Origin of the sequence: Sphingobium sp. AP50 (assembly GCF_900109095.1) — a bacterium.
Lineage (GTDB): Bacteria > Pseudomonadota > Alphaproteobacteria > Sphingomonadales > Sphingomonadaceae > Sphingobium.
On sequence record NZ_FNYZ01000027.1, the window covers coordinates 1 to 26,238 of the forward strand.

The following is a 26,238-nucleotide window of genomic DNA, read 5'->3' on the forward strand; positions in this document are numbered from 1 at the left end:
CCGCCATGCGAAAACTCATCGTCACCGCCAATGCCGTCCTGCAATCCAAATCCCAGTGGCAACAGATAACTTGACACATCAACACGGTTGCTGAGCTTGTCGAAGGACGCGCGCAACCTCACTTCGAAAAGCTCAGGACGAACGGAGATCGGATGGTCCCAATTTTAGCGAATGAGCCCTAAAATGCGGACCGCTCTCACCCCCGCCCGATAAACGGCATGTTCGTCGCCATCAGAGTCATGAACTGGACATTCGCGCCCAGCGGCAGGCTGTCCATATAGGCGATGGCCTCCCCCACCTGCGCCACATCCATGACCGGTTCCGCCATCAACGCGCCATGCGCCTGTCGCACGCCGTGCTGCATCCGGTCGCCCATCGCGCTGCTCGCATTGCCGATGTCGATCTGGCAGCAGGCAATGCCATACGCGCGGCCATCCAGCGCCGTGGACTTGGTCAGGCCCGTCACCGCATGTTTGCTGGCGGTATAGGCGATCGAATCCGGCCGGGGGCTATGGGCCGAAATCGATCCGTTGTTGATGATCCGGCCTCCTTGAGGCGACTGCGCCTTCATCACGCGAAAGGCCGCCTGAAGGCACAGGAATGCGCCGGTCAGATTGGTGTCGATGATATGGCGCCAGTCCGCTTCCGCCAGATCGTCTATCGCCACGTCCGGCACATTGACCCCGGCATTGTTGAACAGCAGGTCGACCCAGCCGAACGCCGCGACACTCTGGTCGAACAACGCCCGCACGCTGGCCGCATCGGTCACGTCGGTCGGGATCAACAGCGCCTCGACATCGGCGCCCAGCAAGGCGCGACTGTCCGCCAGCGCCTCCATCCGCCGCCCGGCCAGCGCCAGACGATAGCCGCGCTGCGCGAGCGCAATCGCCGCCGCGCGACCGATCCCGCTGCCCGCGCCAGTGATGACCGCGACTCGCCCCGTCATTATAGCGCGCTCGGCAAGGGCTGCCCGGCCAGCAGCGCATCCACATTGGCCAGCACCAGATCGGCCATGGCCTTGCGCGTTTCCGCCGTCGCGCTGGCGATATGCGGGGCCAGCACGGTGCGATCGCTGGCGATCAGCCCGGCCGGGACCGAAGGCTCGTCCACGAACACGTCGAGCGCCGCCCCGGCAATCGCTCCGCTCTCCAATGCCTGCACCAGCGCCTCCTCGTCCACCACGCTGCCGCGCGCGACATTGACCAGATAGCCCTCGCGCCCCAGCGCATCCAACACGCCCGCATCGATCAGGTTGCGCGTCTCCTCCGTCGCGGCGCAGGCCAGCAGCAGCACATCGCTGTCCCGCGCCAGCGCCAGCAAGTCCGGCTCGAACCGATAAGACGCATCCTTGGCCATGCGACCATGATAGGCGACCGGGCCGAAAGGCGCCAGCCGATCGGCAATGGCGCGCCCGATATGCCCCAGTCCGACGATGCCGAAGCGCCGCCCGGACATCTTGCGCTTCAGGGGGAAGCCGTCCTCCAGCCAGCGCCCGTCGCGCACGAAGCGATCGGCGGCAGGCAGGCCGCGCAACAGGCCGATGGTCAGGCCGATCGCCAGATCGGCGACATCATCGGTCAGGACGCCCGGCGTGGTGCTGACCGCCACGCCCCGTTCCCGCGCAAAAGGAATGTCGACCTTGTCATAGCCCACGCCATTGATCGCGATCAGACCCAGCGCGGGCAGCGCCGCCATCAGATCGTTGGAACAGCCCAAATGCCCGCCGGTCACGACGATCCGGACGGAGGCGGCATTTTTCGCCAGCCAGTCCGCCTGTGCCGCCACGTCCAGATCGAACCAGCGCACCACCGGGCCACGCCCCGCCAGTTCCGCCTCCAGATAATCGGACAGCGGACAGAGCTGCAATGCGATCCCCTGGTTCATGATCCCTCTCCTTTCTCTTTTTTTTAGATGACCGACAGGATGCCGCCATCGACATAGATGGTCTGGCCGTTGACGAAATTGGATGCGGAGGAGGCAAGGAAGACAGCCGCGCCGTGCAGCTCCTCCAACTGGCCCCATCGTCCGGCCGGCGTGCGCCTGCACAGCCATTCGTCGAACACCGGGTCTTCGACCAGCGCCTTGTTCAGCGGCGTATCGAAATAGCCCGGCCCGATCGCATTGACCTGAAGCCCGTGCCGCGCCCAGTCGGCGCACATGCCCTTGGTCAGATTCTTCACCGCGCCCTTGCTGGCGGTGTAGGGGGCGATGCCGGGGCGGGCCAGTTCGCACTGGACGCTGCCGATGTTGATGATCTTGCCATGGCCGCGCGCGATCATGTGCGGGGCCACCGCCTTGCTGACATAATAGACGCTGTCCAGATTGGTCGCCATCAGTTCGCGCCAGTGATTGTCGTCGAAACTGTCGAGCGGCGCGCGGCGCTGAATGCCCGCATTATTGACCAATATGTCGATCGGCCCGACATCGGCCTCCACCGCCGCGATGCCGGCATTGACCGATGCCTGATCCGTCACGTCGAACAGGCTGGTCGCAACTGCGATCCCCTGCCCTTCCAGTGCCGCCGCCGCGGCATCCAGCGCCTCGCGGCTCCGGCCATTCAGCACGACGCGCGCGCCGGCCTGACCCAATGCCGTGGCGATCGAAAAGCCGATGCCGCGCGCGGCGCCGGTGATCAGGGCAGTGCGCCCTTCAAGCGAGAACAGGGACATGATGCAAACCTCCAACTTGTCTTCAGCCTATTGAGTGACCGGTCACATTGCAATCTCCACCACTTCATTTTTATAAATTCCAATGGATATTGCGGCACTATTTGACAAATGATATCGGTCCCATAAAGGAGAGTCGATATGCTTGCTGCCGTGTGCCACGGAAAGAAGGATTTGCGGGTCGAAGCCAGGGAGGAACGGGCGCTGGCGGCCAATGAGGTGCGCGTGGCGGTGGCCTATGGCGGTATATGCGGGTCCGACATGCATTATTATCATCGCGGCGCCGTTGGCGATTTCGCCGTGCGCGAGCCGATGGCGCTGGGGCATGAGATTTCCGGCGTTGTGGTCGAAGTCGGCACGGACGTCACCCATGTCAGCCCCGGCATGAAAGCGGCACTCGACCCCAGCCGCCCCTGCCTGACCTGTGACTATTGCCGCGCCGGGCGCATGAACCTGTGCACCGACATGGTCTTTCTGGGCAGCGCCGGCCGCTTCCCCCATGTGCAGGGTGGCTTTGCCCAAACGCTGATCCTGCGCGGCGACCAGATCATCCCCGTGCCCGCCGATACCGACCTGCTCAAACTCTCGGTCGCCGAACCCCTCTCCGTCGGCCTCCATGCCGTGGCCCGCGCCGGTTCCTTGATGGGCAAGCGCGTCATCGTCACCGGCTCCGGGCCGATCGGCCTGCTGACCGCCCGCTCCGCCCTATATGCCGGCGCGATCGAGGTCGTCTGCACCGATGTCGAGGATGCGGCGCTGGCCGTCGCGCGGGACCATATGGGCGCGACCGGCACGATCAACGTCGCGCGCGACCCCGAAGCACTCAGCGCCTATGCCAGCCCCGCCGGCTATTTCGACGTCGCCTTCGAAGCCTCCGGCGCGCCTTCCGCCCTGCTCTCGCTCTTCCCCGTGGTCCGGCGCGGCGGCCGCATCGTGCAGGTCGGCATGCTGCCCCCCGGCACCGCCCCGATCCCGGTCAATCCGCTGCAATCGCGCGAGATCGAATTTGTCGGCGCCTTCCGCGCCAATGGCGAATTCCGCCTTGCCGTCGACCTGATCGTGTCGGGCGCGATCGACGTCGCCCCGATCCTGTCGGGCACCTTTCCGCTCGCGCAGTCGGTCGATGCCTTCGAACAGGCCGGCGACCGCTCGCGCTTCGTCAAACTCCATATCGCCATCAGCAAGGACGCCCAATGATCACCCGCACCGCCATTTTCGAAGGACATATCAAGCCCGGCTTCGAGGACCGATTTCGCGAGGAAGTGCGCACCCGCCTTGCCCCGCTCTGGGGCCAGTTTCCCCATGCCAGCAATGTCCGCCTCTTCTTCGTCGACCAGATGGATGATGGCGCCCCGCCGATCGCGATGATGCAGCAGGTCGACTATCCCTCGCTCGCCGCACTGGAGGAAGCCCTCGCCTCCCCCATGCGCACTAGGGCCCGCGCCCTGACGCTGGAATTGCTGGAGATGTTCGAAGGCCGTTTCTACCACGCCATCAGCGGCGGCAACGCAGTGGCCGCCACCGCCTGACGCTGATATGCGAAGAGGATTGCCTCTTTCAGGAAAGCCCCAGCCATGAGCCGCCCCCCCCGCGAGACAGACGCCGCCGCCGAACCGAAAGCCGGTCGCCGTGCGTCCCAGCGACCGACCATTCGCGACGTCTCGCGGCTGGCGGGGGTATCGCGCATGACCGTCTCCCGCGTGCTCAGCGATCCCGAACTGGTACTGCCCGCCACGCGGGAAAAGGTGCTCAAGGCGGTCGCCGACCTCGGCTATGTACCTGACAAGACGGCCGGCAGCCTGTCGAGCCGCCGTACCGGCTTCATCGCGCTGATGCTGCCGACGCTGACCAACGCCAACTTCGCGGCGGTCGCCCATGGCCTGACCGAAGCGTTGCGGGAGGCCGACTATCACCTCCTGATCGCCTATACCGATTATGACATGGCGGAGGAGGAGCGACAGCTCCGCAACCTGCTCGCTCGCCGTCCCGAAGCGATCGTGCTGACCGGCGCGATGCACCGCCGCAACGCCAGCCGCATGCTGATGGCGGCCGACGTGCCCGTGGTGGAAATCGCCGATCTGCCCAGCCAGCCGATCGAACATGCCATCGGTTTTTCCAACTACCAGGTCGGCCGCACCGCCGCCCGCTATCTGCTCGATCGCGGCTTCACCCGGATCGGCGCGCTGGCCGCCTCCCCCGACGGCGAAGTCACCGATCATCGCGGCGAAGAGCGTATGCGCGGCTTCGAGGATGAACTGCGCCTGTCACGCCTGTCGACCGACCGCGTGTTCCGCCACGGCACCGCGCCGGTCAGCTTCCATCATGGCGCCGCGGCCTTCCGCGCGCTGGTGGAACAATATCCCGATGTCGAAGCCCTCTTCGCCGTGTCCGACCTTTCCGCCGTCGGCGCGGTGATGGAGGCGCAGCGCATGGGCCTGCGCATCCCCGAAGACATCTCGATCATGGGCTTTGGCGATTTCGAAATCGGCCGGGAAATCAACCCGGCGCTCACCACCATCCTGGTGGATTTCCGCGCGCTCGGCGTCCGCACTGGCAAGATGCTGGTCGATCTGCTGGCCCGCGACACCCCTCTATCGCCCTCGATCGTCGATGTCGGCCTCCGCATCATCGAACGGGCATCAGTGAAGGACAAGTAGAATGCATATTGCGGTCATCGGCGTGGGCGTGATGGGATCGGCGATTGCCGGCCGCCTGCTGGACAGCGGGGTCACCCTCCACCTCTATGACCGCAATGCCGCAGCCATGGCGCCTCTCGTCGCACGGGGTGCCATGGCTGCGGACAGCGCATGCACCGCCACCGCCAGCGCCGATCATGTCATCATCAGCCTCAACAGCGCCGCGATCGTGGAGCAGGCCGTGTTCGGCCCCGATGGCGTGGCGCAGGCCGCCGCTCCCGACAAATTGCTGATCGACATGTCCAGCATCGACGCCGGTCGTACCGCCGCCATGGCACAGCGCCTGCGCGACGAAAGCGGCATGGGCTGGGTGGACGCCCCCCTCTCCGGCGGCGCACCGGCGGCCGCGCAGGGCAAACTCACCCTGATGGTCGGCGGCGCGGCAGAGGATTTCGAACGCGCACGAGCGGTACTGGACCTGCTGTCCACCAACATCACCCTGTTCGGCGCACCGGGCGCGGGCCAGACGGTGAAGCTGATCAACCAGATATTGTGCGCCAATTATTTCATGGCCGTGGCCGAAGCCGTCCGCTTTGCCGAAGCCCATGGCGTGGACGCAACCCTCATCCCCGCTGCCCTTGTCGGCGGCCGGGCAGACAGCCGCATCCTTCAGGAATATATGGCCAAGATGGCCCGGCGCGATTATTCGCCGACCGGCCGGATCGACAATATGCTCAAGGATCTGGAAACGGTGCAGGCGTCGGCGCTGGCCACCCGCACCCCCCTACCCGTCACCTCGCTGATCGCCGATCTGCACCGCATGGCCGTCGCCGGGGGCCTCGGCCCGGCCGACAGTGCGGCCTATATGCGCCTGTTCGCGCTGGACGGGGAGCAGCCGGCATGACCCGCGCTGTCGTGGTGATGGGGGTAGCGGGCTGCGGCAAGTCGACCCTGGGCCGGGCATTGGCCCAGCGCCTTGGCTGGTCCTTCGTGGAGGGCGATCTGTGCCATCCGCCGGAAAATGTCGCGCGCATGACCGCCGGCATTCCGCTGGACGACGAAGCGCGCCAGCCCTTCCTGCGCAATGTCGCCACCGCCCTCACTGCCTCGCGGCAGGGCGCCGTCGCCTCCTGCTCCGCCCTCAAGCGCGGCTATCGCGACCTCATCCGGCAGGAAGTGGGCGACGTGCTGTTCGCCCTGCCCCAACTGTCGCGCACCGATCTGGAACAGCGCATGGCGCAACGCCCCGGCCATTTCATGCCGACATCCCTGCTCGACAGCCAGCTTGCTACGCTGGAGCCGCCGGATGCGGACGAGCAGGCCCTGATCCTGGACGGAAACCTGCCGGTCGCAGAGCAGGTCAGCCGGATCGAAGCGGCCCTGCGCCACTCATAAAAGGCTGAAGTCGCCAGCTTATAAAAGAAGAGGATTGCCATGGCCCTGATGATTCAGCCGGACCCTGCCGCCGCCACGCCAGTCGGTACGGACCAGCGCCCCTGGCCCAACCCGCGCCGCGCCTGGACGGTCGCGCTGCTGTTGGCGCTGGCATCGATCGCATCGCAGTTCGACCGGGTCGTGCTCAACCTGACCGTGGAACCGGTGAAGGCGGAATTCGGGCTGGACGACACAAGCTTCGCCTTGTTGCAGGGGGTGGCGTTCGGCATCTTCTACACGCTGGGCGCCGTGCCGCTCGGGCGCATGGCCGACCGCTATGAACGGCGCATCGTATTGGGCATCAGCCTCTTCTTTTTCAGCCTCGCCTCCATGGCGTCGGGCTTGGCCCGCAACTTCTCCCAACTCTTCCTCTCGCGCGTCGCGGTCGGCTGCGGCGAAGCCAGCGTCACGCCCAGCGGCCTCTCTCTGCTCAGCGACCTCTTCCCGCCCGAAAAGCTCGGCCGCGCCGTCAGCGTCTTCTTCCTCAGCGCGCCCTTCGGCATCGGCCTTGCCTTCATGGCCGGGGGCAAGCTGCTCCAGTCGCTCACCGAACGCTGGCATGGCACCGGCCTGCCCTTTGGCCTTGAACCCTGGCAGGCAGCCTTCCTGATCGTCGGCGCGCCCGGCCTGTTGCTTGCGCCCCTGATGCTGTTCATGAAGGAGCCGGAACGGCGCGGCCCCGGCGGCGCGACACCGCTCAGCGTGCGCGAAGTCGTGCAGGTGGTGCTGGATCGGCGCCATGCCCTGCTGCTGATGTTCGCCGGCTTCTCGATGGTGACGGTGGTGAACTTCGCCTATAATGTCTGGACGCCGGCCCTGTTCGCCCGCGTCTATGGCTGGAACCCGGCGGAGGTCGGCATCGGCTTCGGCCTCATCATGATGATCTGCGGCACGGGCGGCACCTATTTCGCCGGCTGGCTCAGCGACCGGCTGACCCGCGCCGGCCATGTCGACGCCCATCTGCGCGTCGCGGCGCTGGGCTTCCTCGCCTGCGGCGTCTTCGGCGCGGCCGCCCCCCTGATGCCCAATGCCTGGGCTGCGCTGGCGCTGATCGGCCCGGCCATGTTTTTGAGCTGCATGCCCGTCCCCTGCGCCGGCACCGCCTTGCAACTCATCCTGCCCAACCGCGCCCGCGCCCAGGTAACGGCGCTCTACATCATGGTGATCTCGCTGGTCGGGATCGGCATTGGCCCTGTGGTGATCGGCTTCATGACCGACCATCTCTTCACCGGCCCTACCGACATCCGCTATTCTCTGGCGATCGTCGTCGGCTGCGCCGCGCCGATCATGTCCGGCCTGCTGCTGCTGGCGCTGAAGCCCTATCGCACGCTGCGGCTGAAGGGGCAGGAGGGGTAATTCTGTCCTTAGCCAAGAACCGTTGAACCAATCGGCGGCGCCGTCGATTCCCGGATCACCAGTTCATGGTGCAGATAATGGGTCGATGGCGTCGCTTCCGGATCGGCCCCCTTGGCAAGCACCACCGCTTGGGTCGCGGCCTCAGCCGAAATCTGGGCGCCGGGATGCCGCACTGTCGTCAATGGCGGCCAGATCTTCACCGCCACAGGCGTATCGTCGAACCCGACCACAGACAGGTCGCGCGGGACGTCCAGTCCCCGGCGATGCGCCAGCGACACGATCGCCGCCGCCATGTCATCATTGCTGGCAAAGATCGCCGTCGGCCGGGGATTGCAGGCGAACAGCGCCTCTCCCGCCGCCAGCCCGGATTCAAAACTCATGTCTCCGGCAAAGATCAGCTCCGGCCGCACCGCGATCCCGGCCTCCTCCAGCGCCGCAATATAGCCTTCGCAGCGGGTGCGATGGATCAGGTGCCCGGTCCCGCCGCGAATGAAGCCGATGTCGCGATGCCCCAGTCCGATCAGATAGGCGGTCATTTCCCGCGCCGCTTCCCGATCGTCGATCCGCACGCAATGTTCGCCCGGCAGATCGTCACCCGGCGACATGGCGACGACCGGCACCGGAAAATCGCGCGTCAGGCCAAAGCGACTGGCGACTTCGCAATAAGGCGGAACGATCAATATGGCATTCGCACCGCTATCGACCAGCGCCTGCATCTGCTGCGCGATTTCGGTCGGTTCCGCACTGTCCAGCCGCCGCAGCAGCAGTTGCGCTCCCAACTGGCTGGTCGCATCCAGCGCACCGACCAGAATCGCACTGAGGAACGCATTTTCGATATTGCGATGGAGCAGGCCGATCCGGATCGTCGCGGCGCTGGCCAGAGATCGCGCCGCCAGATTGGGCACATAATTGAGTTCGCGCACCGCAGCCATCACCAGTTCGCGGGTACTCGCCTTCACCTTGTGACTGTTGTTCAGTACGTTCGACACCGTCATCGTCGACACGCCGGCACGCTCCGCAACGGTCTGGATAGTGATGGCCTGACTGGCGCGACGCCCCGGACGGGCCATGATGATACTCCTGTTCCCCTGCGACAAAAGATGGACCCGCCACCACCTTCATACCCGTGCGCTGCATTTATCGCTAAAATTCAACAGAAGGCAAATGCCGCAAAGCCTTTTCCGCCTCTTTTTCCAGCCTTTTGTCAGACATGATTATAGCGCTAAAATTTACGCTTGACTCACCCGCTGGTTAGGAACATTTAGCGCTACAATTGCGCAAGCGAATAGCGTGAACCTGTCGGCACGGCCGATCAGGGATCAGGGTTTGAACGATCGTGCCGGATCGCAGTCGTCCGGGCGATATAGGGGAGGTAAAATGATGCGTATTTCCAAGAATTTCCTGTGCCATGCCGGCGTATCGGCGATCGCGCTGGGCGTATTGCTGTCGCCCGCGCTCGTCTTCGCCCAGGATCAGGGCGCCGCGCCGCAGGCGCCGCTGGACGGCACCGACATCGTCGTCACCGCGCAGAAGCGCGCCGAGCGCCTTCAGGACGTGCCGCTGGCCGTGACCGCCGTGGGCGCTGACACGCTCGCCAACCGCCAGATCAATGACAGCAGCTCGCTGGTGCAGGCGGTGCCCTCGCTGACCTTCCAGCAGGGCGCTACCCCCACCAACAGCAGCTTCCGCATCCGCGGCATCGGCACCGCTCTGTTCGGTCAGGGCGTCGAATCCTCCGTCTCCACCGTGGTCGACGGCGTCGTCGCCGTGCGCCAGACGCAGGGCTTCACCGACCTTGCCGATATCGAGCGCGTCGAAGTGCTGCGCGGCCCGCAGGGCACCTTGTTCGGCAAGAACGCCACCGCCGGCGTCGTCAACGTCACCACCGCCCGCCCCTCGCGCGAATTTGAGGGCAAGGCCGAAGCGACCATCGCCGAACATGGCGAATATCGCGTGCGTGGCACCGTGTCCGGCCCGATCAGCGACACGCTGCGCGCCCGCGTCACCGGCTTCTATAACGACGTGCGCGGCGTCGCCCGCAACATCGCCACCAATAGCTGGGACAATGGCTCAAAGAGCTGGGGCGTGCGCGGCAAGCTGGAATGGGATGCGACCGACAATCTGAACCTGCTGTTCGCGGCCGAATATCGCAAGACGGATGCCGATTGCTGCGCCTCCACCTGGATCGCGATCACCAACCCGAACCTGCAAACGCTGGTCGGCCCGATCGACGCCACCCGCAACAACCGCACGCTCAATGACGAGACGGTAACCCGGTCCAACAGCAAGCAGCAGACCTATTCGCTTCAGGCTGACTGGGATCTGGGCGGCGCCACCATCACATCGATCAGCGCCTATCAGAAATATTTTCTGGACGTGAACCAGCCGATCGAACGCATCAACAGCGACGTGCCGCTGTTCGTCGGCAGCAGCGCCACCTATGCCTATTTCAGCCAGAACCATGGCATCGTCGATCTCAGCGCCTTCAGCCAGGAACTGCGCATCGCCAATAATGGCAATAGCGACCTCAACTATGTCGCCGGTGTCTTTTACATGCACTCCGACATCGAACGCCCGTTCGACCGCCGCCGCGCCCGCTGCACCGCCGGCACCTTTGGCGAACCCTGCGCCACCAGCAACATCATCTGGCAATCGGCCAAGAGCGACATCCGCCTGAAGCAGGACAGCATCGCCGCTTTCGGTCAGGTCGATTATCGCATCATCGGCGGCCTGAAGGCGATCGGCGGCCTGCGCGTGCAATATGAAAAGGGCACGAACAGCGGCACCCGCACCGCGCCGATCGTGGCGGGCGACGTGATCTTCCCCGGCAACGCCTCGACCAGCGGCTCCATCACCGCCAGCGACACCGCCGTCACCGGCAAGGCAGGCCTGCAATATGAATTCAGCCGCAATGCGCAGGTCTATGGCAGCTATACCCGTGGCTATAAGGGCCTGGGCTATGAGATGGAAATCTCCGCCGACCTCGCCAACCAGCGCGTGCTGGAGCCGGAACATGTCAACGCCTATGAAGTCGGCTTCAAGGGTCGCACCGCCGATGGCGTGCTGAGCATCAGCACCGCTTTGTTCCTGGCCGACTACACCAATCTTCAGGTGCAGGCGAACCGGTCGGACATCGCGTCGGGCGTCGTCCAGTTCGTGTCCACCAACGCCGGCAAGTCGCGCACCAAGGGCTTTGAAATCGAGGCGACCGTGCGCCCCGACGATCATTTCAGCCTGACCGGTGCCGTCACCTATTCGGACGCGAAGATCGATATCGACGGCCTGAACTGCCCGCAGCAGATCGCCGCCACCGCGCCGGTCATGACCGGTACGCCGATCAATGTCTGCTACCGCACGGCGGCCGGCGTCACCCCGACGCAGAATCTGCGCGGCGCCACCCTGCCCGTCAGCCCGAAGTGGAAGATCAGCATCGCACCGCGTTATGAAGCGGACATTGCGGGCACCGACTTTGCCGGCTTCGCGCAGGTTGGCGTCAACTTCCAGAGCGCGATGAACTTCTCGGTCGAACAGGACCCGCTGCTGGAACAGCCGGCCTATGCGCTGGTCGACGCCAGCATCGGCGTGAAGCAGATTGACGGCCGCTACAGCCTGACCCTGTTCGTCAAGAATCTGTTCGACGAAAACTATCTGACCAGCATCGGCCACACCTCCTTCCTGGGCGGCAATTATGATCTGGTCGGCACCTTCAACAAGGATGCGGACCGTTATTTCGGCGCCACGCTCGGCGTGAAGTTCTGATCGGTCGGGCGCGGCGGTTTCCTGCCGCCGCGCTTCCTTATTCTTTCGGTACGGAGCAGGACGAATGGGCAAGCGCATCCTGATGGCGGCAACCATGCTGACGGCGGCGATCGGCCTGTCCGGGGCACAGGCCGCGCCTAAGCCCGCAGCACCGGCCAAGCCCAATATCGTCCTCATCGTCCTCGATGATGTCGGCTTTTCGGACCTTGGCGCGTTTGGCTCGGAAATCCACACCCCCAATATCGATGCGCTCGCCGCTGGCGGGCTGCGCTACAACCGCTTCGACAGCAAGGCGATCTGCACCGCCACCCGCGCCGCGCTGCTGACCGGCCGCAATCACCAGACGGTGCGCATGGCGGACCTGCCGACCAACACACGCACCACGGACATGAGCCGCGATCGCGGCGAACTGCCCACCAACGCCCAGATGCTGCCGCAGGCGCTCAAGGCCGCAGGATATCGCACCTATGGCGTGGGCAAATGGCATCTCGGCCCCGAATATGAGGACGGCAAAACGGGCGATAATGCCAGTTGGCCGCTCCAGCGCGGCTTCGACCGCTTCTATGGCTTCTATCTCGGCTGGACCGATCAATATCATCCCGACCTGATCGACGGGAACGCCGCCCTGCCCAAGCCAAACAAGCCGGGCTATCATTTCTCCACCGACATGGCCGACCATGCCATCGCCGATATCGATGATGCGGCGGGCAAGCCTTTCTTCCTCTATTTCGCCATGGGCGCGGGCCATGCGCCGTTGCAGGCCCCCCGCGCCTATATCGACCATTATCGCGGCACCTATGAAAAGGGCTGGGACGCGCTGCGCGCCGAACGCTTCGAACGGATGCGCAAGTCGGGCATCATCCCTGCCAGTGCCGTCAACACGATCCGCGCCGCTGGCGATCGCGCCTGGGATCAGCTCAGCGCCGACGAACAGGCCGTCTTCGCCCGTTACATGGCAACCTATGCCGGTTTCCTGGAACATGCCGACGCCCAGATCGGCCGGGTCGTCCAGCGGCTCAAGGACAGCGGCCAGTATGACAACAGCATCATCCTGCTGATCTCCGACAATGGCGCTGCGTCCGAAGCCGGTCAGGAGGGCAGCTTCGAAAAAATGTACCGCCCCAACAAGCTGAGCTTCGCCGAACAGCGCGCGCGCATCGACGATATCGGCACGGACAAGCTGCAACCCGAATATCCCCGCCCCTGGGCCTGGGCCGGCGGCACGCCATTCCGCCGCTATAAGGTGTGGCCCTATGCCGGGGGCGTGCGCACGCCGATGATCCTCTCCTGGCCGGCGGTCATTCGGGACAAGGGCGCGGTGCGCACCCAACTGGTCGACCCGATCGATCTGGCCCCCACCTTGCTGGACGCCGCCGGGACCGGCTTTGCCCGCAGCATCGATGGCGTGGCGCAGGTGCCTGTCGCCGGGCGCTCCATCCGCGCCACCTTCAACAATCCGCAAGCAGCAACCCGGCCGGTCCAATATTTCGAACTGCGCGGCCAGCGCGCGATCACGGCGGGCCACTGGCGCGCGGTCGCGATGCATCAATATGGCACCGACTTTGCCAAGGACCGCTGGGAATTGTTCGACCTGTCGAAGGACTTTTCCGAAAGCACGGACCTTGCCGCCAGTCACCCCGCCAAACTGGCGGAGATGAAGGCGCTCTGGTGGCAGGAAGCGCGCAAATACAGCACGCCGCCGCTCGCCGAGCCGCCCGAAATCTTCGCCAAACGCGCCCGCTATGACGACGCCTTCACCGATCCGAAATGAGTAACGCCATCTCCACTTTGACTTCCCCCCTTTCACCCGGTGCCGGTCCTCTGTTCCTCTCCCCGGAGGACATGGCCTGGGTGGAAAAAACCCGCGACGCGATGAGCGTCGAGGCGCAGATCGCACAGCTGTTCGTCCTGTCCGCGCGCCATGACAGCATCGCGGAAACCGACGGCCTGCTCGGCCATGCGCCGGGCGGCATCCACCGCTTCCCGACCCATGATCTGGATGCCGCCTGGGCCGCGACACGCCATGCGGTCGAGCGGTCGGAAATTCCACTGATCCTGTCCGGCGATATCGAGGGCGGCACGGTCAGCGCGCCCTTCACCACCGCCATCCCCAACCAGATGGGCATCGCGGCCTGCGACGATCTGGATCTGAGCGCCGATCTTGCCCGCATCGTCGGGCAGGAAAGCCGGGCGCTGGGCTATAACTGGTCCTTCACCCCCGTGATCGACATCAACCGCGCCTTCCGCAACGCGGTGGTCGGCACCCGCTCCTATGGCTCCGACCCCGACCGCATTTTGGCGCAAGCCCGCGCCTATGTCAGCGCGCTACAGGCACAGGGCGTGGCCGCCTGCGCGAAGCATTGGCCGGGCGATGGCCTCGACGATCGCGACCAGCATCTCGTCACCAGCGTCAACGACATGGACATGGACGAATGGCGTGCGACCTTCGGCCGTATCTACCGCACGTTGATCGACGACGGCGTGATGACGATCATGTCGGCCCATATCGCCCTGCCCGCCTATATCCGCGAAAAGCTGCCGCAGGTCGGCGCGCAGGCATTCGAACCCGCCTCCGTGTCCCGCCTGCTGAACCAGGATCTGCTGCGCGGCGAGCTGGGCTTTGACGGCCTGATCGTTTCCGACGCCACCGTCATGGGCGGCCTCACCAGCTGGATGGCCCGCGCCGAAGCGGTCCCCGCCGTGATCGAGGGCGGCTGCGACGTCTTCCTGTTCAGCCGAGATCCGGTCGCCGACATGGGCTTCATGTTGCAGGGCCTGCGTGACGGCCGCCTGTCGGAACAGCGTCTGCATGACGCCGTCACCCGCTTCCTGATGCTGAAGGCGAAGCTGGGGCTCCACCGCATGACCCCGGACGAACGCATCGCCCCGGTCGAACAGACCCGCGCCCTGCTGCGCCAGCCCGCCCATCTCGATCAGGCCGCCCGCGCCGCCGCCGCGAGCATCACTTTGGTCAAGGATCGCGAAGCCCTGATCCCGATCGCACAGGACCAGCATAAGCGCGTGCTCATCATTTCCGACGAAGGGACCAGCTTCTTCTCCGGCGCGCCCGAACGCGATTTCACCCCATTGATCGCCGGGCTCGAAAGCCGGGGCTTTGCCGTCCGCCATTTCGACCCCGAAGCGATGCCGAAGCCCGAGGATACCGGCCTCATCCTCTACCTGATCGGGCAGGAAGCCACGCCCTCGCTCAGCCACATCTTCCTCGACTTCGCCAAGCTGCACGCCAGCCCGCGCAACGGGATGATCCAGTTCAACCGCGAAATCCCGACCCTGCTTATCTCCTTCGGTCAGCCCTACTATCTGTATGACGCGCCGAATTTCGCGACTTATATCAACGCCTATGCCTCGCTGCCCGATGTGCAGACGGCCTTGGTGGAGCGGCTGACGGGCGAGGCGCCCTTCACCGGCAACAGCCCGGTCGACGCCTTTTGCGGGAAGGAACAATTGTCGTGGTAAGCCCTCGCAGGATCGCAGCGGCATCGCTTTTCGCCCTCGCACTGAGCGGTGCTGCGTCGCCGCCGAAGGGCTGGCGCGACCTCAACCATAATGGCCGGATCGACCGTTATGAAGACAGCCGCGCGCCCATCGACACACGGGTCGAAGATTTGCTCAAGCAGATGACGCTGGCGGAAAAGGCAGGCATGCTGGTGCACGGCACGCTGCCCACGCCCGGTTCCTCGATCGGTTTCGCGGGCAAGACCTATGATGCCGACGCCACCGCGAAGCTGCTGAACGATCGGCATATCAACAGCTTCATCACCCGGCTCGTCGTCGCGCCGTCCGATCTCGCGGCCCAGAACAACGCCGTGCAAAAACTGGCGGAAGCCAGCCGCCTCGGCATCCCCGCCACGATCAGCACCGATCCGCGCCACCATTTTCAGGCGACACTGGGTGCCAGCACCACCGGCGGCGGCTTCTCGCTCTGGCCCGACACGCTGGGCTTCGCCGCGCTGGGCGACACCGAAACCGTCCGCCGCTTCGGCGACATCGCCCGGCGGGAATATCGCGCCGTCGGCATCCATATGGCGCTCTCGCCACAGGCGGACCTTGCCACCGAGCCGCGCTGGCCGCGCTTCGCCGCCACCTTCGGCTCCGATCCGGCCGAAGTATCGCGCCTTGCCGGTGCCTATGTCGACGGCTTCCAGCATGGCCGCGCCGGGGTTCAGCCCGACGGCGTCGCCACCGTGGTCAAGCATTGGGTCGGCTATGGCGCAGAGCCAGAGGGTTTCGACGGCCACAATCATTATGGCCGCAACGCGCCGCTGACCGACGCCGCCTTCGCCCAGCATGTCCGCGCCTTTGACGATAGCCTGGCCGCCCATAGCGCGGGCGTCATGCCCACCTATGTCATCGTGCAGGGTCCGAAGATTGCAGGCCAGCCGATCGAGCCCGTCGCCGCCGGCTTCAACAAGCAGATGCTGACCGGCCTGCTGCGCGGGGAGAAAGGCTATCGCGGCCTGATCGTCTCCGACTGGTCGATCACCAATGATTGCCCGCAGGCCTGCATGGCCCCCGACGCGCAAAATCCGCAAACGCCCGCGTCGATCGGCACGCCCTGGGGCATGGAAACGGCCGACAAGACGACCCGCTTCGCCAAGGGGCTGAACGCGGGCATTGATCAATTCGGCGGCGCGAACGACCCTGCCCCGATTCTGGACGCGGTCGCCAAGGGGCTGGTCAGTGAAAAGCGGATCGACGAGTCCGTCCGCCGCGTGCTGCGCCTGAAGTTCGAACAGGGCCTGTTCGACAATCCCTATGTCGATGAAGCCGCCGCCGCCCGCATCGTCGGCAACCCGCAGGCGCAGGCCGAGGCGGACGCCGTCCAGCGCGCCAGTCAGGTGCTGCTGCGCAACGACAAGGCTACCCTGCCGGTCGCACCGGGCAAGCGCATCTGGCTGCACAATGTCGATGCCGCCACCGCCCGCGCCGCCGGCTTCGCCGTGGTCGAAGACCCGGCACAGGCCGAGATCGCGCTGGTCCGCACCGCGACCCCGTTCGAAACGTTGCACCCGCATCATTTCTTCGGCGCCCGCCAGCATGAAGGCCGGCTGGACTTCCGCGCCGACGACAAGGATGTGCAGGCGATCGCCCGCGCATCCGCCCATGTCCCCACCATCGTCGCGGTGGAGATGGACCGTCCCGCCATCCTGACCGCGATCGAGCCGGTGGCCCGCGCGATTCTCGTCACCTTCGGCGCCAGCGATGCCGCCGTGCTGGATGTCGTCACCGGCCGCGCCGTGGCAAAGGGGCATATGCCCTTCTCGCTCCCCCGCTCCATGGCCGATGTCGAGGCGCAAAGCCCCGACCTGCCGGATGATGGCCCCGCCCCCGCCTATCCGCGTGGCGCCGGGATCGTCCTGAAGGCGGCCCGGTGACGGACGGCATGATCCACCTGCCCGGCGGCGCCTTCCTGATGGGGTCGGACCGTTTCTACCCGGAGGAAGCGCCCGTGCGCCGGGTGCAGGTGGACGGCTTCCGGATCGACGAAACCCCCGTCACCAATCGCGACTTCGCGCGCTTCGTGGACGCGACCGGCCATGTCACGCTGGCCGAGATCGCACCCGACCCGAAGGACTATCCCGGCATGGACCCGGCCATGGCGCAGGCGGGCTCCTTGCTGTTTCAGCGCACCGGCGGCCCCGTGTCGCTCGACGATTACAGCCAGTGGTGGCAGTTCAGCTTCGGCACCGACTGGCGCCATCCCAATGGCCCGGACAGCCGGATCGAGGGGCTGGAGGATCACCCCGTCGTCCATGTCGCCTATGAAGATGCGGAAGCCTATGCGAAATGGGCGGGCAAGGCGCTGCCGACTGAGGCGGAATGGGAATATGCCGCCCGCGGCGGCCTGGACGGTGCGGACTATGCCTGGGGCGACGCACTGGCGCCCGATGGCAAGATGATGGCCAATTACTGGCAGGGCGCCTTCCCCTATGGCAACACGCTGGAGGACGGTTACGAACGCACCTCCCCGGTGCGCACCTATCCCGCCAACGGCCATGGCCTTTACGACATGATCGGCAATGTCTGGGAATGGACGACCGACTGGTTCGCCCAGCCCCGGATCGAGCGCAAGGCCAAGGGGAGTTGCTGCGTCCCCGCCAATCCGCGCGGCGGCACGAAGCGCGAGAGCCTGGACCCCGCCAGCCCCACCGTACCGGTCCCCCGCAAGGTGCTGAAGGGCGGATCGCATCTGTGCGCGCCCAATTATTGCCAGCGCTATCGGCCCGCCGCCCGCCATCCGCAGGCGGTGGACAGCGCGACCAGCCATATCGGCTTTCGCTGCATCATCCGGGACAAGAAGGGAATCCGTTCATGACCACCGCCCGTCGTGCGCTGCGCGCCGCCGCGATCGCCGCCTGCACCCTGCTGGGTCCGGGCGCCTTCGCCAAGCCGGTGAACGCGCCGCAGCCAAAGCCCACGAACATGATCTTCGTGCTGGTGGACGATCTGCGCTATGACGCGATGGGCTTCCTGACGCCCGGCCTTCAGACCCCCAATATCGACCGGCTGGCCAAGGACGGCGTCTATTTCCCCAATGCCGTTGTCACCTCCTCGCTCTGCTCGCCCAGCCGCGCGACCATTCTGACCGGCCAGACCGCACGCAACCATGGCGTCGTGGACAACAACAACAGTTCGGAGGAAGGGCTGACCTTCTTCCCCAAATATCTGCAACAGGCAGGCTATCAGACCGGCTTCTTCGGCAAATGGCATATGGGCTTCGATACCGACGCCCCGCGCGATGGTTTCGACAAATGGGTCAGCTTCAAGGGCCAGGGCACCTATTTCCCCACCGAACAGCTCAGCCCCGAAAAGATCGCGGCAGGCGAGCGGCAGATGCTCAACGTCGATGGCGCGCATGTGAAGCGCACCGGCTATATTACCGACGAGCTGACCGATTATGCGATGAACTGGCTGGAAAAAGGCCGCGACCAGTCCAAGCCCTTCTTCCTCTATCTCAGCCACAAGGCGGTTCATAGCGATCCGCTGCCGCCCGATCGCTACAAGGCGCAATATAGCGACCTCAAGATCAATCTGCCCGCCAGCATGGCGGACACGCCAGAGAATAATGCGGGCAAGCCGCTCTGGGTCCGTAACCAGCGCAATAGCTGGCACGGCGCAGACTTCCCCTATCACACCAACAACCCCATGACGGAGCAGGTGCGCGACTATTATCGCACCCTGTCCCCCGTGGATGAGAGCCTGGGTCGCATCCTGGCTTATCTGAAGGCGAACCATCTCGATAAGAATACGATGGTGGTCTTCTATTCCGACAACGGCTTCCTGATCGGGGAACATGGGCTGATCGACAAGCGCAACGCCTATGAACCGTCCGTGCGCGTGCCGATGATCGTCTGGGCGCCGGGCATGGTGCCCAAGGGGGTGACCAACCCCGCCGTCGTGCGCAATCTCGACCTCGCGCCGACCTTCCTCGACATCGCCCATGTCGCCAAGCCCGCCCAGATGGAGGGCAAGAGCTTCCTGCCCGTGGCCGAGGGCAAGATTGACGAGAAGACCTGGAATCCGGGCGATTTCGTCTATGAATATTATTGGGAATGGAGTTTCCCGCAGACCCCCACCACTTTCGCGATCGAGCGCGACCGGGTGAAATATATCCAATATCATGGCGTCTGGGATCTGGAGGAACTGTACGACCTCAAGAGCGATCCGGACGAGATGCACAATCTGATCGAGGACCCCAAATGGCTGGATACCAAGATCACTTTGCGCAAGGCGCTGTTCGAGCAGCTCGCCAACAATAAGGGCGCCCATGTCGTCCCCTATACGCGCAAGACCAGTTCCGGCCTCGTCCACCGCAATATCGACGGCCCGCATGCTGCCGATTTCCCGGCCGACTGGTATGTGCAGCCCAACCTGCCGACCAAGATGAACGATCTGTTCGCCGACAGCCCGGCCAAGGCGAAGGCGGACGCCGAAGGCAAGACCTACCACCCCTGATTTTGGCCAACCGGCCGCTTTGAAAGTTCGCGTCGATGACCGCATCCCCTTCGCCGGAATCCGCCCGGCCCGCCGTGTCGCTGGGCTTCGTCGCCATCTATGTGCTGGCGCAGTTCGGCATCTGGGTCGCGTTGCTGACGCCGGTGGTGATGACGCTGGCGCTGCGCGTCGGCGAGATTGCGAGCGAGGCGGAAAAGGGCCGCTGGCTGGGCATCATCCTGGCGATTGGCGGCTTCGTCGCGCTGGTGGCGACACCGGTCTGCGGCGCCCTGTCGGATAGGACGCGCAGCCGCTTCGGCCGGCGTCGGCCATGGCTGCTGGGCGGGCTGGCGGTCGCAGGTGCAGGCCTGCTGCTGCTAGGCCTCGCGCCCAATCTGCTGTTGCTGGGCCTGGGCTGGATCATCTGTCAGGCCGGCTTCAACGCGATGCAGGCGGGCTGCCTGCCGATCCTGCCCGACATCATCCCCGTGCGCTGGCAGGGCCGCGTCGCCGGCATGCTGGGCATGACCTCCACCATGGGCACCTTCGCGGGCAGCTGGATCACCCAATATACGCAGGGGTCGTCGCTGCTGATGTTCCTCACCCCCTTCGCGATCACCATCGTCAGCATCATCATCCTCTGCCTGATCCTGCCCGATCGCCCGGCGCAGGGCGACGACGACCGCCGCCTTGGCCCACTCGCCATGCTGCGCGCGATCGGCGCGCCGTTCCGCGACTGGGATTTCAGCTGGGCGTTCGGCAGCCGTTTCCTCATCATGATGGCCTGGTCGTTCCTCTTGACCTACCAGCTCTTCTTCCTGACCGACCAGCTCTCGCTGGCAAAGGCGGACGCGACGCAGGTGATGGTGAAGTCGATGGCGATCATCGCGACCGCCACGATCGGCATATCCCTGATCGGCGGCTTCATCACCGACTGGACGGGCCGCCGCAAACCGCTCGTCTTCCTCGCCGCCGCGCTGGAGGGCGCCGGTTTCCTGACGATCGCCCTCGCCCCGTCCGTGTCGCAATTCCTGATCGGCGTGGCCATGGCGGGGATCGGCAAGGGCCTTTATTTCGCGGTCGACCTCGCCTTGCTCGCCGCCATCCTGCCCCGACCGGAGGACAGCGCGAAGGATATGAGCGTGTTCCAGATCGCCAACAGCCTGCCCCAGTCGCTCGCCCCCGCGATCGCGCCGATCATCCTCGCCATCGGCAGCGCGCAGGGCAATGATTATGCCGCCATCTATTTCGTCGGCTGCCTGTTCGCCCTGCTGGGCGCGGTCGCTATCTGCCCGGTCCGCCGGTCCCGATAATCACCGCACTTTCAGCCCCAGTCCGCTCAGCAATTGCCCGGCCTGCTCGCGCGAGATCGTCGCACCGCGAAACGGCCGGGCATCCTCCAGCCTTATGCCGCCCAGATCGGCCCCGCGCAGGTCCGCGCCATCGAAGCGCGCGCCCTGAAGATAGGCGTCCCGCAGGCTGGAGTCCTCGAATACTGCCATCCGAAAATCGCAATTGCGCAAATCGGCCGACGCCAGATCGACCTTGCGCAATGTCGCCTTGCGAAACGACAGGCCGGGCATCTTGCTGTTGATCAGCAGCGTTTCTTCCAGATGAAATTCGATCGCGCTCGCCCCGGAAAAATCCACCCCCGTCAGCTTGCAGCCCGTAAAGCGCGCCGACGTCATCTTCGCCTGCCGCAAATTGGCATTGTTGAAATCGCAACTGACCAGCGTGTTTTCCTGCAACGCCGCGCCCCTGAAAGACGCGAACGCGCCACGACAGCCATGCCAGGACGCTCCGGTCAGGTTTGCGGAGGCAAAATCCGCATGCCGCAAATTGCACCGCTCAAATCGCGCGCCCGAAAAATCAAGCTGCGCCATATCCGCCTGCTCGAAATCGCATTCCACGAACAGCGCCGGCCCGAGCGCCAGATGATCCTGCACCATCTGCCGCGTCACGCTTTGCCCGGTCAGCATATGCCCCGTCGAAACTTCGTCCATTGGAATGCCTTATCCCAATCAGCCCGAAAGGCCACGACGAATATCAGGGTGCGCCAAGTGCCATGTTGATGCGACGGGCGACCTTGCACGCAGGCCACCCGCCGCATCGATCCTACGGCTTCCCTGCGACCTCGGCGATCACCGCCAGCCCGCGCTTCTTCGCGTCCGTGACGCTCACCTTTTTAGCTTGTATATCATCGGCCAGACCCATCAGCCGCTCGGCCGCTGCCGATCCGGTTTCCGCCACCTCGGTCACGGCGACACCGCCATTGCGCGCGACGACAGCATCCCAGCCCGCACGGATCGCCGCCCAATAGTCCTTCGTCGCGGACCAATAGGCATCGGCCGGTGCCGCATCAAACGCGGTGTCGCGGCTGTACGTATTCAGCACCGATTCCTGCACGAACGGCACGATCTTCTCGTCCTTGCCATTGCTGCCCGGTTCAGGCCCCATCTTGATATTATCCTGCCAGTGGATCCACCCCGCTGGCGAGGGCGAATGGCGGTTGATCGACAGATAGCGATCATAGGCCGGATGGCGCACCGCATCGCGTCGGGCAAGCGGACGCCAGGTCCAGCTACTGCGCCACCGGCGCACGCCGCCCTCTTCGGTCCACTGGCCCCATCCACCATAGCGCGGGGAATCGTCGGTCTGATACACCGTCTGCGACCAGCGACCCGCGCGCAGGCCAGCAGGCACCGGGTCCAGCTTCCACCGCCCCTTGCCGGCATAGACCAGCACGGTTTCGGGCTCATAGATCCAGTCCTGCCGCCAATGCTTGATCACCATCGGCTTGCCGCTGCCGTCATCGACGATCAGCAGATGTTGCAGGATGATGCGGCGACCGCTGTCCTCCACCACCCGCACCGCTTCATGCCCGCCCGACACCTTGTCCGGGATCGGCGTGTAATCGGCGCGCCATGGCGTGGTTTCGCGCATGTCGAACTTCACCTTGTAATTGCCCGCCATCGCCAAAATCGAAGCCCGGTCGGCTTCGAAGGCCTGCGCCTTCGCCGCGGCGGAGGGAGCGGCAACAGGGCCATCGGCCAGCACAGGCACAGCCGCGCCGATCGCGGTGGCCAGCAGGATGGATTTGATCAGGGACTTCATCGCAAATTCCATTCGGTTAAAGAGCAGCAGAAAGGCGGGCATCGACCAGCGCCTGAACATGGGCGAAGGCGGCATTGGCGCCGACCACGACCCGCGCTTCCTCCTCCGGGTCCAGCGCGACGGCATCCAGCGCAGCGGTAAAGGCGCGCCAATGCGCAGCCGGCCCCGCCTCGGCAGGGGCAAGATGCCGGGCGCCATAATCATCCGACAGGCCGATCTTCGCCGCTTCCTTGCGCAGCAGCGCCGCCCCCATATTCGATCCTTCCACGACATAGAGCCAGCCAAGCCCGGTCGCGACATCGCCATCCGGCCCGGACGCGCCGTCCACCGCCGGAATAGCGCTCCCTACATCCGCAAGGTCAGCAGAAATCAGCGCCAGCCTCTGCCGCCCTTCCAGCCCCGGCAACAGCGCCTGCAACCGCGCGTCGGCATAGAGCGGCGCGACCGCATGATGCAGATGATATTGGATCTCGGCAAAGCGCCGATAGCCCTCGATCGTGGCGAAGGATGCCGCCTCCATGATCGACCGGTCGAGCCGGTCATGCGTCCCATGGGTCGCCGCCTTCAGCCTTTTGGCCCGGCCCGGTTCACCCTGTTCTGGCTGCACTGGATTCATATATTCTACCCTTGATGGCGGGAGAGGGCGGCTCGGACCGCCCTTCCCCCTTTGGAAAACATGTCAGAAGGACAGGATGACCGACGCCTTGTAGGTGCGGCCCGGCTGGCTGTAGTAAAGCTGCGAGATGCTGCCGCTGTCGGGGATGTCGAGCGCGTTATAATAGGTCTTGTCGAGGATATTATAGACGCCGCCCTGAAGCCGCAGTCCTTCGAACAGGCCCGGTTTCACCCATCCGGTGAAGTCGACAATGCCATAGCCCGGCGTCTTGTTGAGCGACGAGCTCATATTCTCCACCTTGTCGCGCTTGGCGGCAACGGTGGCGGACAGGTCGGCGCCGAAGCGCTCCTGATGATAGCCCACGCCCAATATGCCACGCAGCGGCGGAACGGAGTTGAGGTACGTGTCCTCGTCCGTATCCTTGCCATGGGCATAGGCAACCGATCCCCACATCCTCCAGTTGGGCGTCAGCGACCATTGAGCGCTCGCCTCCGCGCCATAGATGCGCACATGCGCGCGGTTCACATAGCGGAACACGCCGAACGGATAGGCGCCGGTCAGGCCGACCGCCGCCGCCGTGGTCGTGATCGAGTCGATGAAATTGCGGTAGTAATTGTCGTAAATGGCGATCTTCGCGCCATTTTCCTTATCGCCGAATTTCAGACCGACTTCATAGCCATTGCTGGTTTCCGGCTTCAGGTCGGGGTTGCCGATGCTGACATAGCTGGAGGGGCCGCCATAGGTCAGATACAGCTCCGTCGCGGATGGCGCACGGAAGGCCTGCGACCACTGGCCATAAAGCGTCAGGTTCGGCAGCACATCCCATTCGGCCATCAGCTTGGGCGAGAATTTGGAATCGCGCGATTTGTCCGGCAGGCCTTCATAGGCGGCGTTGACGGTATAGGTCGCGGTTTCCTGCGGCGTGCGGCGGTAGGAATCGAACCGCAGGCCCGGCGTCAGGTGGAACGCGCCAAAGCTGATCCGGTCCTGCACGAACAGGCCGATGTCCGTCCCGTCGACGTCGGGCATGTCGGACTGGTTCACATGCAGGAAGCTGCAGCTATAGATGGCGGCCGTGCAATTATCGACACCGGATGCATATTGGCTGGTCTTGGTGGCATAGATTTCACCGCCCAGGCTGATCGCATGCTCCAGCGCGCCGGTCGTGGCGGCCGCGATGATCGATCCGTTCAGGCCATAGGATTCATCCTGCAAATCGCTGTCGCGGTCATATTGGCCGATCGGCGCGGTCGTGCGGGTCGCCTGCGTGTAAGTGCGCAGGTTCAGCCGCTGCCAGTAACCGACCAGATGCGCCTCGCGGATGAAGCCGTCGCCTTCGGACGTATAGTCATAGGTTCCCGCCACCCGCTTGCGCTTATTCTGCTCCAGCGTGCCGTAGCTGGGATAGGTCGACGTCACGCTCGTCAGCGTATTCTCGTCATAGCTGCGCTTGAAGATTTCGCCGGTCAGGCCGATGCGATGCCCGCTGCCCAGATATTGGTGCACTTTGACCAGCAGATTTTCCTGATCATAATCGGCCGGGTTCTGCGCGGTACGGGTCGAACCGCTGCCATAGGTCTTGCCCTGATTTTCGGTTTCATGGCCATTTTGATAGCCGCCCTGGATCAGGACCATCGTATTGCCGGTGCGAAACGCCGCGGCCTGATTAAGGTAGATGCTGTCGCTCGCGCTGTCATAGGTCGCCTTGCCCAGCGCCGCCTGCGTCTTGCCATCGACCAGCAGGTCTTCGGGGTCCAGCGAGCGCGCGGCGAACACGCCGCCCAGCGCACCCTGCCCGAAATAGCTGGCGTCGCTGCTCTTCACCACATCGATCACCGACAGCGAATTGAAGTCGAAAGAAGCCACGCCCCCCTGCACGCCGCGCGCCCCATCGGAAAGCCAGGGCAGGCGAATACCGTCCAGCGTCGTCAGCACGCGGTTGGAATCCAGACCGCGAATATTGATGCTGAAATTATTGCTGTTGAAATTGACCCCGGCGTCGACGCGGCGGGCATAGTCGGCGATATTGTCGACCATCCGGCCACGCAGCGTCGCGGCGCCGGTGCTGGTGGTCAGCAGCGGCGACTTGCCGGCCGCATTGCGATCCAGATTGGTGGGCACCTCGATCGCATCCGCCTCGACCCGCACGGACCCCAGCGGCACCGGCCGCGATGCCGTCTCATTGCTGCTCTGCCCCGTCGTCGTGGCCGCAGCGCCAGCGCCCTGCGTGTCCGCCCCGCCGCTATTGCCGCCCTGCTCCAGCGTGACCGTATTGGGGCCGGTAAAGCGATAGGTCAGGCCCGTGCCGGACAGCAGCCGCGACAGCGCCTGCGTCGGCGCCAGCTTGCCCGACACGCCCGGCGACTGGATGCCCGTCCCGATCGATGCCGAATAGCCGACCTGAATGCCCGACTGTTCGGTAAATTGCAGCATCGCGCTCAACAGCGGCTGCGCCCCGACCTGAAAGCTGCGCGCGGCCGGTGCCGCCTGCGCAAATGCGGGCGTCGCGACCGCCGCGATCGATAGCCCGGCGCTGCCGGCCATAAGGAGCGCGCGCAACGCGGCTCCGGTCAAAATTCCATGTCGTGCCGCGCTGGCCATGCCAAACCCCATTCGCTCCAGGGCGCTGCACCATGCCACGCCCGACGCTTGTTGCACAATGCTCGCATTAGCAAAAAGTCGTTCTAAGACGGATGCGGAC

The 26,238-nt window shown here is 64.8% G+C and carries 21 protein-coding genes; 13 read left to right on the forward strand and 8 right to left on the reverse strand.

Going from position 1 to position 26,238, the window contains the following annotated elements:
* Positions 1-196 precede the first annotated feature (196 nt).
* The 3 genes from BMY84_RS25900 to BMY84_RS25910 are packed head-to-tail and all read right to left on the reverse strand — an operon-like array spanning position 197 to position 2,669.
* The gene (locus BMY84_RS25900; protein ID WP_093087794.1) at positions 197-946 is read right to left on the reverse strand and encodes an SDR family oxidoreductase; all 750 of its coding nucleotides are present in this window, start codon (positions 944-946) and stop codon (positions 197-199) included.
* Positions 946-1,884: a 2-hydroxyacid dehydrogenase gene (locus BMY84_RS25905; protein ID WP_093087795.1), complete on the reverse strand. Its 939-nt coding sequence runs from the start codon at positions 1,882-1,884 to the stop codon at positions 946-948. The genes BMY84_RS25900 and BMY84_RS25905 overlap by 1 nt, the downstream gene beginning before the upstream one ends.
* Before the next feature lie 23 nt (positions 1,885-1,907).
* On the reverse strand, positions 1,908-2,669 hold the full coding sequence (locus BMY84_RS25910) for an SDR family oxidoreductase (RefSeq protein ID WP_093087797.1): 762 nt from the start codon (positions 2,667-2,669) through the stop codon (positions 1,908-1,910).
* A 138-nt stretch (positions 2,670-2,807) separates the two neighbouring features.
* Between BMY84_RS25910 and BMY84_RS25915 the strand changes: the two genes are divergently transcribed.
* The 6 genes from BMY84_RS25915 to BMY84_RS25940 are packed head-to-tail and all read left to right on the forward strand — an operon-like array spanning position 2,808 to position 8,092.
* Positions 2,808-3,863, forward strand: coding sequence for an L-idonate 5-dehydrogenase (locus BMY84_RS25915; RefSeq protein ID WP_093087798.1), 1,056 nt, complete (start codon positions 2,808-2,810; stop codon positions 3,861-3,863).
* A complete protein-coding gene (locus tag BMY84_RS25920) occupies positions 3,860-4,195 on the forward strand; it encodes a hypothetical protein (RefSeq protein ID WP_093087800.1) in 336 nt (111 codons plus the stop codon). The genes BMY84_RS25915 and BMY84_RS25920 overlap by 4 nt, the downstream gene beginning before the upstream one ends.
* Positions 4,196-4,240: 45 nt before the next feature.
* Positions 4,241-5,323 (forward strand): LacI family DNA-binding transcriptional regulator, encoded by a 1,083-nt coding sequence (locus tag BMY84_RS25925; RefSeq protein WP_218147040.1) that lies wholly within the window; start codon positions 4,241-4,243, stop codon positions 5,321-5,323.
* A 1-nt stretch (position 5,324) separates the two neighbouring features.
* The gene (locus BMY84_RS25930) at positions 5,325-6,206 is read left to right on the forward strand and encodes an NAD(P)-dependent oxidoreductase (protein ID WP_093087801.1); all 882 of its coding nucleotides are present in this window, start codon (positions 5,325-5,327) and stop codon (positions 6,204-6,206) included.
* Positions 6,203-6,697: a gluconokinase gene (locus BMY84_RS25935; RefSeq protein ID WP_093087803.1), complete on the forward strand. Its 495-nt coding sequence runs from the start codon at positions 6,203-6,205 to the stop codon at positions 6,695-6,697. Before BMY84_RS25930 ends, BMY84_RS25935 begins: the two co-directional genes overlap by 4 nt.
* 39 nt (positions 6,698-6,736) lie before the next feature.
* Complete coding sequence (locus tag BMY84_RS25940; RefSeq protein WP_093087804.1) at positions 6,737-8,092, forward strand: spinster family MFS transporter; 1,356 nt, start codon at positions 6,737-6,739, stop codon at positions 8,090-8,092.
* 8 nt (positions 8,093-8,100) lie between these two features.
* On the opposite strand, the gene BMY84_RS25945 is transcribed toward BMY84_RS25940, so the two are convergent.
* Positions 8,101-9,162: a LacI family DNA-binding transcriptional regulator gene (locus tag BMY84_RS25945; RefSeq protein ID WP_093087806.1), complete on the reverse strand. Its 1,062-nt coding sequence runs from the start codon at positions 9,160-9,162 to the stop codon at positions 8,101-8,103.
* Between the two features lie 307 nt (positions 9,163-9,469).
* Between BMY84_RS25945 and BMY84_RS25950 the strand changes: the two genes are divergently transcribed.
* The 7 genes from BMY84_RS25950 (at position 9,470) to BMY84_RS25980 (ending at position 21,120) form a co-directional block, all read left to right on the forward strand.
* Entirely contained in the window at positions 9,470-11,851 is a 2,382-nt protein-coding gene (locus tag BMY84_RS25950; RefSeq protein WP_093087807.1) for a TonB-dependent receptor, read from the forward strand.
* 64 nt (positions 11,852-11,915) lie between these two features.
* Positions 11,916-13,622: an arylsulfatase gene (locus tag BMY84_RS25955; protein WP_256215450.1), complete on the forward strand. Its 1,707-nt coding sequence runs from the start codon at positions 11,916-11,918 to the stop codon at positions 13,620-13,622.
* Entirely contained in the window at positions 13,619-15,328 is a 1,710-nt protein-coding gene (locus tag BMY84_RS25960) for a glycoside hydrolase family 3 protein (protein WP_093087809.1), read from the forward strand. Before BMY84_RS25955 ends, BMY84_RS25960 begins: the two co-directional genes overlap by 4 nt.
* A complete protein-coding gene (locus BMY84_RS25965) occupies positions 15,322-17,247 on the forward strand; it encodes a glycoside hydrolase family 3 protein (RefSeq protein ID WP_093087810.1) in 1,926 nt (641 codons plus the stop codon). The genes BMY84_RS25960 and BMY84_RS25965 overlap by 7 nt, the downstream gene beginning before the upstream one ends.
* Before the next feature lie 8 nt (positions 17,248-17,255).
* Entirely contained in the window at positions 17,256-18,188 is a 933-nt protein-coding gene (locus BMY84_RS25970) for a formylglycine-generating enzyme family protein (protein WP_093087846.1), read from the forward strand.
* Positions 18,185-19,828 carry a sulfatase family protein gene (locus tag BMY84_RS25975; RefSeq protein WP_093087812.1) on the forward strand — a complete coding sequence of 548 codons (1,644 nt, stop codon included), beginning with the start codon at positions 18,185-18,187 and terminating at the stop codon, positions 19,826-19,828. The genes BMY84_RS25970 and BMY84_RS25975 overlap by 4 nt, the downstream gene beginning before the upstream one ends.
* Before the next feature lie 35 nt (positions 19,829-19,863).
* Entirely contained in the window at positions 19,864-21,120 is a 1,257-nt protein-coding gene (locus tag BMY84_RS25980) for an MFS transporter (RefSeq protein WP_093087813.1), read from the forward strand.
* Here BMY84_RS25980 and BMY84_RS25985 read toward each other — a convergent pair whose 3' ends face one another.
* The 4 genes from BMY84_RS25985 to BMY84_RS26000 all read right to left on the reverse strand — a co-directional run bounded on the left by BMY84_RS25985 (position 21,121) and on the right by BMY84_RS26000 (position 26,096).
* Positions 21,121-21,810, reverse strand: a complete 690-nt coding sequence (locus tag BMY84_RS25985) for a pentapeptide repeat-containing protein (RefSeq protein ID WP_093087815.1) — start codon at positions 21,808-21,810, stop codon at positions 21,121-21,123. It abuts the gene before it with no gap.
* Positions 21,811-21,922: 112 nt separating this feature from the next.
* Entirely contained in the window at positions 21,923-22,921 is a 999-nt protein-coding gene (locus tag BMY84_RS25990) for a DUF6607 family protein (RefSeq protein WP_093087847.1), read from the reverse strand.
* Between the two features lie 16 nt (positions 22,922-22,937).
* Positions 22,938-23,537, reverse strand: coding sequence for a biliverdin-producing heme oxygenase (locus tag BMY84_RS25995; RefSeq protein WP_093087816.1), 600 nt, complete (start codon positions 23,535-23,537; stop codon positions 22,938-22,940).
* A 63-nt stretch (positions 23,538-23,600) separates the two neighbouring features.
* Entirely contained in the window at positions 23,601-26,096 is a 2,496-nt protein-coding gene (locus tag BMY84_RS26000) for a TonB-dependent receptor (RefSeq protein WP_218147041.1), read from the reverse strand.
* Between the last annotated feature and the right edge of the window lie 142 nt (positions 26,097-26,238).

Excerpts from the sequence above, each read along its gene's own strand:
- BMY84_RS25900 (WP_093087794.1), bottom strand. The coding sequence starts at position 946 with ATGACGGGGCGAGTCGCGGTCATCACTGGCGCGGGCAGCGGGATCGGT.
- BMY84_RS25905 (WP_093087795.1), bottom strand. The coding sequence starts at position 1,884 with ATGAACCAGGGGATCGCATTGCAGCTCTGTCCGCTGTCCGATTATCTG.
- BMY84_RS25910 (WP_093087797.1), bottom strand. The coding sequence starts at position 2,669 with ATGTCCCTGTTCTCGCTTGAAGGGCGCACTGCCCTGATCACCGGCGCC.
- BMY84_RS25915 (WP_093087798.1), top strand. The coding sequence starts at position 2,808 with ATGCTTGCTGCCGTGTGCCACGGAAAGAAGGATTTGCGGGTCGAAGCC.
- BMY84_RS25920 (WP_093087800.1), top strand. The coding sequence starts at position 3,860 with ATGATCACCCGCACCGCCATTTTCGAAGGACATATCAAGCCCGGCTTC.
- BMY84_RS25925 (WP_218147040.1), top strand. The coding sequence starts at position 4,241 with ATGAGCCGCCCCCCCCGCGAGACAGACGCCGCCGCCGAACCGAAAGCC.
- BMY84_RS25930 (WP_093087801.1), top strand. The coding sequence starts at position 5,325 with ATGCATATTGCGGTCATCGGCGTGGGCGTGATGGGATCGGCGATTGCC.
- BMY84_RS25935 (WP_093087803.1), top strand. The coding sequence starts at position 6,203 with ATGACCCGCGCTGTCGTGGTGATGGGGGTAGCGGGCTGCGGCAAGTCG.
- BMY84_RS25940 (WP_093087804.1), top strand. The coding sequence starts at position 6,737 with ATGGCCCTGATGATTCAGCCGGACCCTGCCGCCGCCACGCCAGTCGGT.
- BMY84_RS25945 (WP_093087806.1), bottom strand. The coding sequence starts at position 9,162 with ATGGCCCGTCCGGGGCGTCGCGCCAGTCAGGCCATCACTATCCAGACC.
- BMY84_RS25950 (WP_093087807.1), top strand. The coding sequence starts at position 9,470 with ATGATGCGTATTTCCAAGAATTTCCTGTGCCATGCCGGCGTATCGGCG.
- BMY84_RS25955 (WP_256215450.1), top strand. The coding sequence starts at position 11,916 with ATGGGCAAGCGCATCCTGATGGCGGCAACCATGCTGACGGCGGCGATC.
- BMY84_RS25960 (WP_093087809.1), top strand. The coding sequence starts at position 13,619 with ATGAGTAACGCCATCTCCACTTTGACTTCCCCCCTTTCACCCGGTGCC.
- BMY84_RS25970 (WP_093087846.1), top strand. The coding sequence starts at position 17,256 with ATGATCCACCTGCCCGGCGGCGCCTTCCTGATGGGGTCGGACCGTTTC.
- BMY84_RS25975 (WP_093087812.1), top strand. The coding sequence starts at position 18,185 with ATGACCACCGCCCGTCGTGCGCTGCGCGCCGCCGCGATCGCCGCCTGC.
- BMY84_RS25980 (WP_093087813.1), top strand. The coding sequence starts at position 19,864 with ATGACCGCATCCCCTTCGCCGGAATCCGCCCGGCCCGCCGTGTCGCTG.
- BMY84_RS25985 (WP_093087815.1), bottom strand. The coding sequence starts at position 21,810 with ATGGACGAAGTTTCGACGGGGCATATGCTGACCGGGCAAAGCGTGACG.
- BMY84_RS25990 (WP_093087847.1), bottom strand. The coding sequence starts at position 22,921 with ATGAAGTCCCTGATCAAATCCATCCTGCTGGCCACCGCGATCGGCGCG.
- BMY84_RS25995 (WP_093087816.1), bottom strand. The coding sequence starts at position 23,537 with ATGAATCCAGTGCAGCCAGAACAGGGTGAACCGGGCCGGGCCAAAAGG.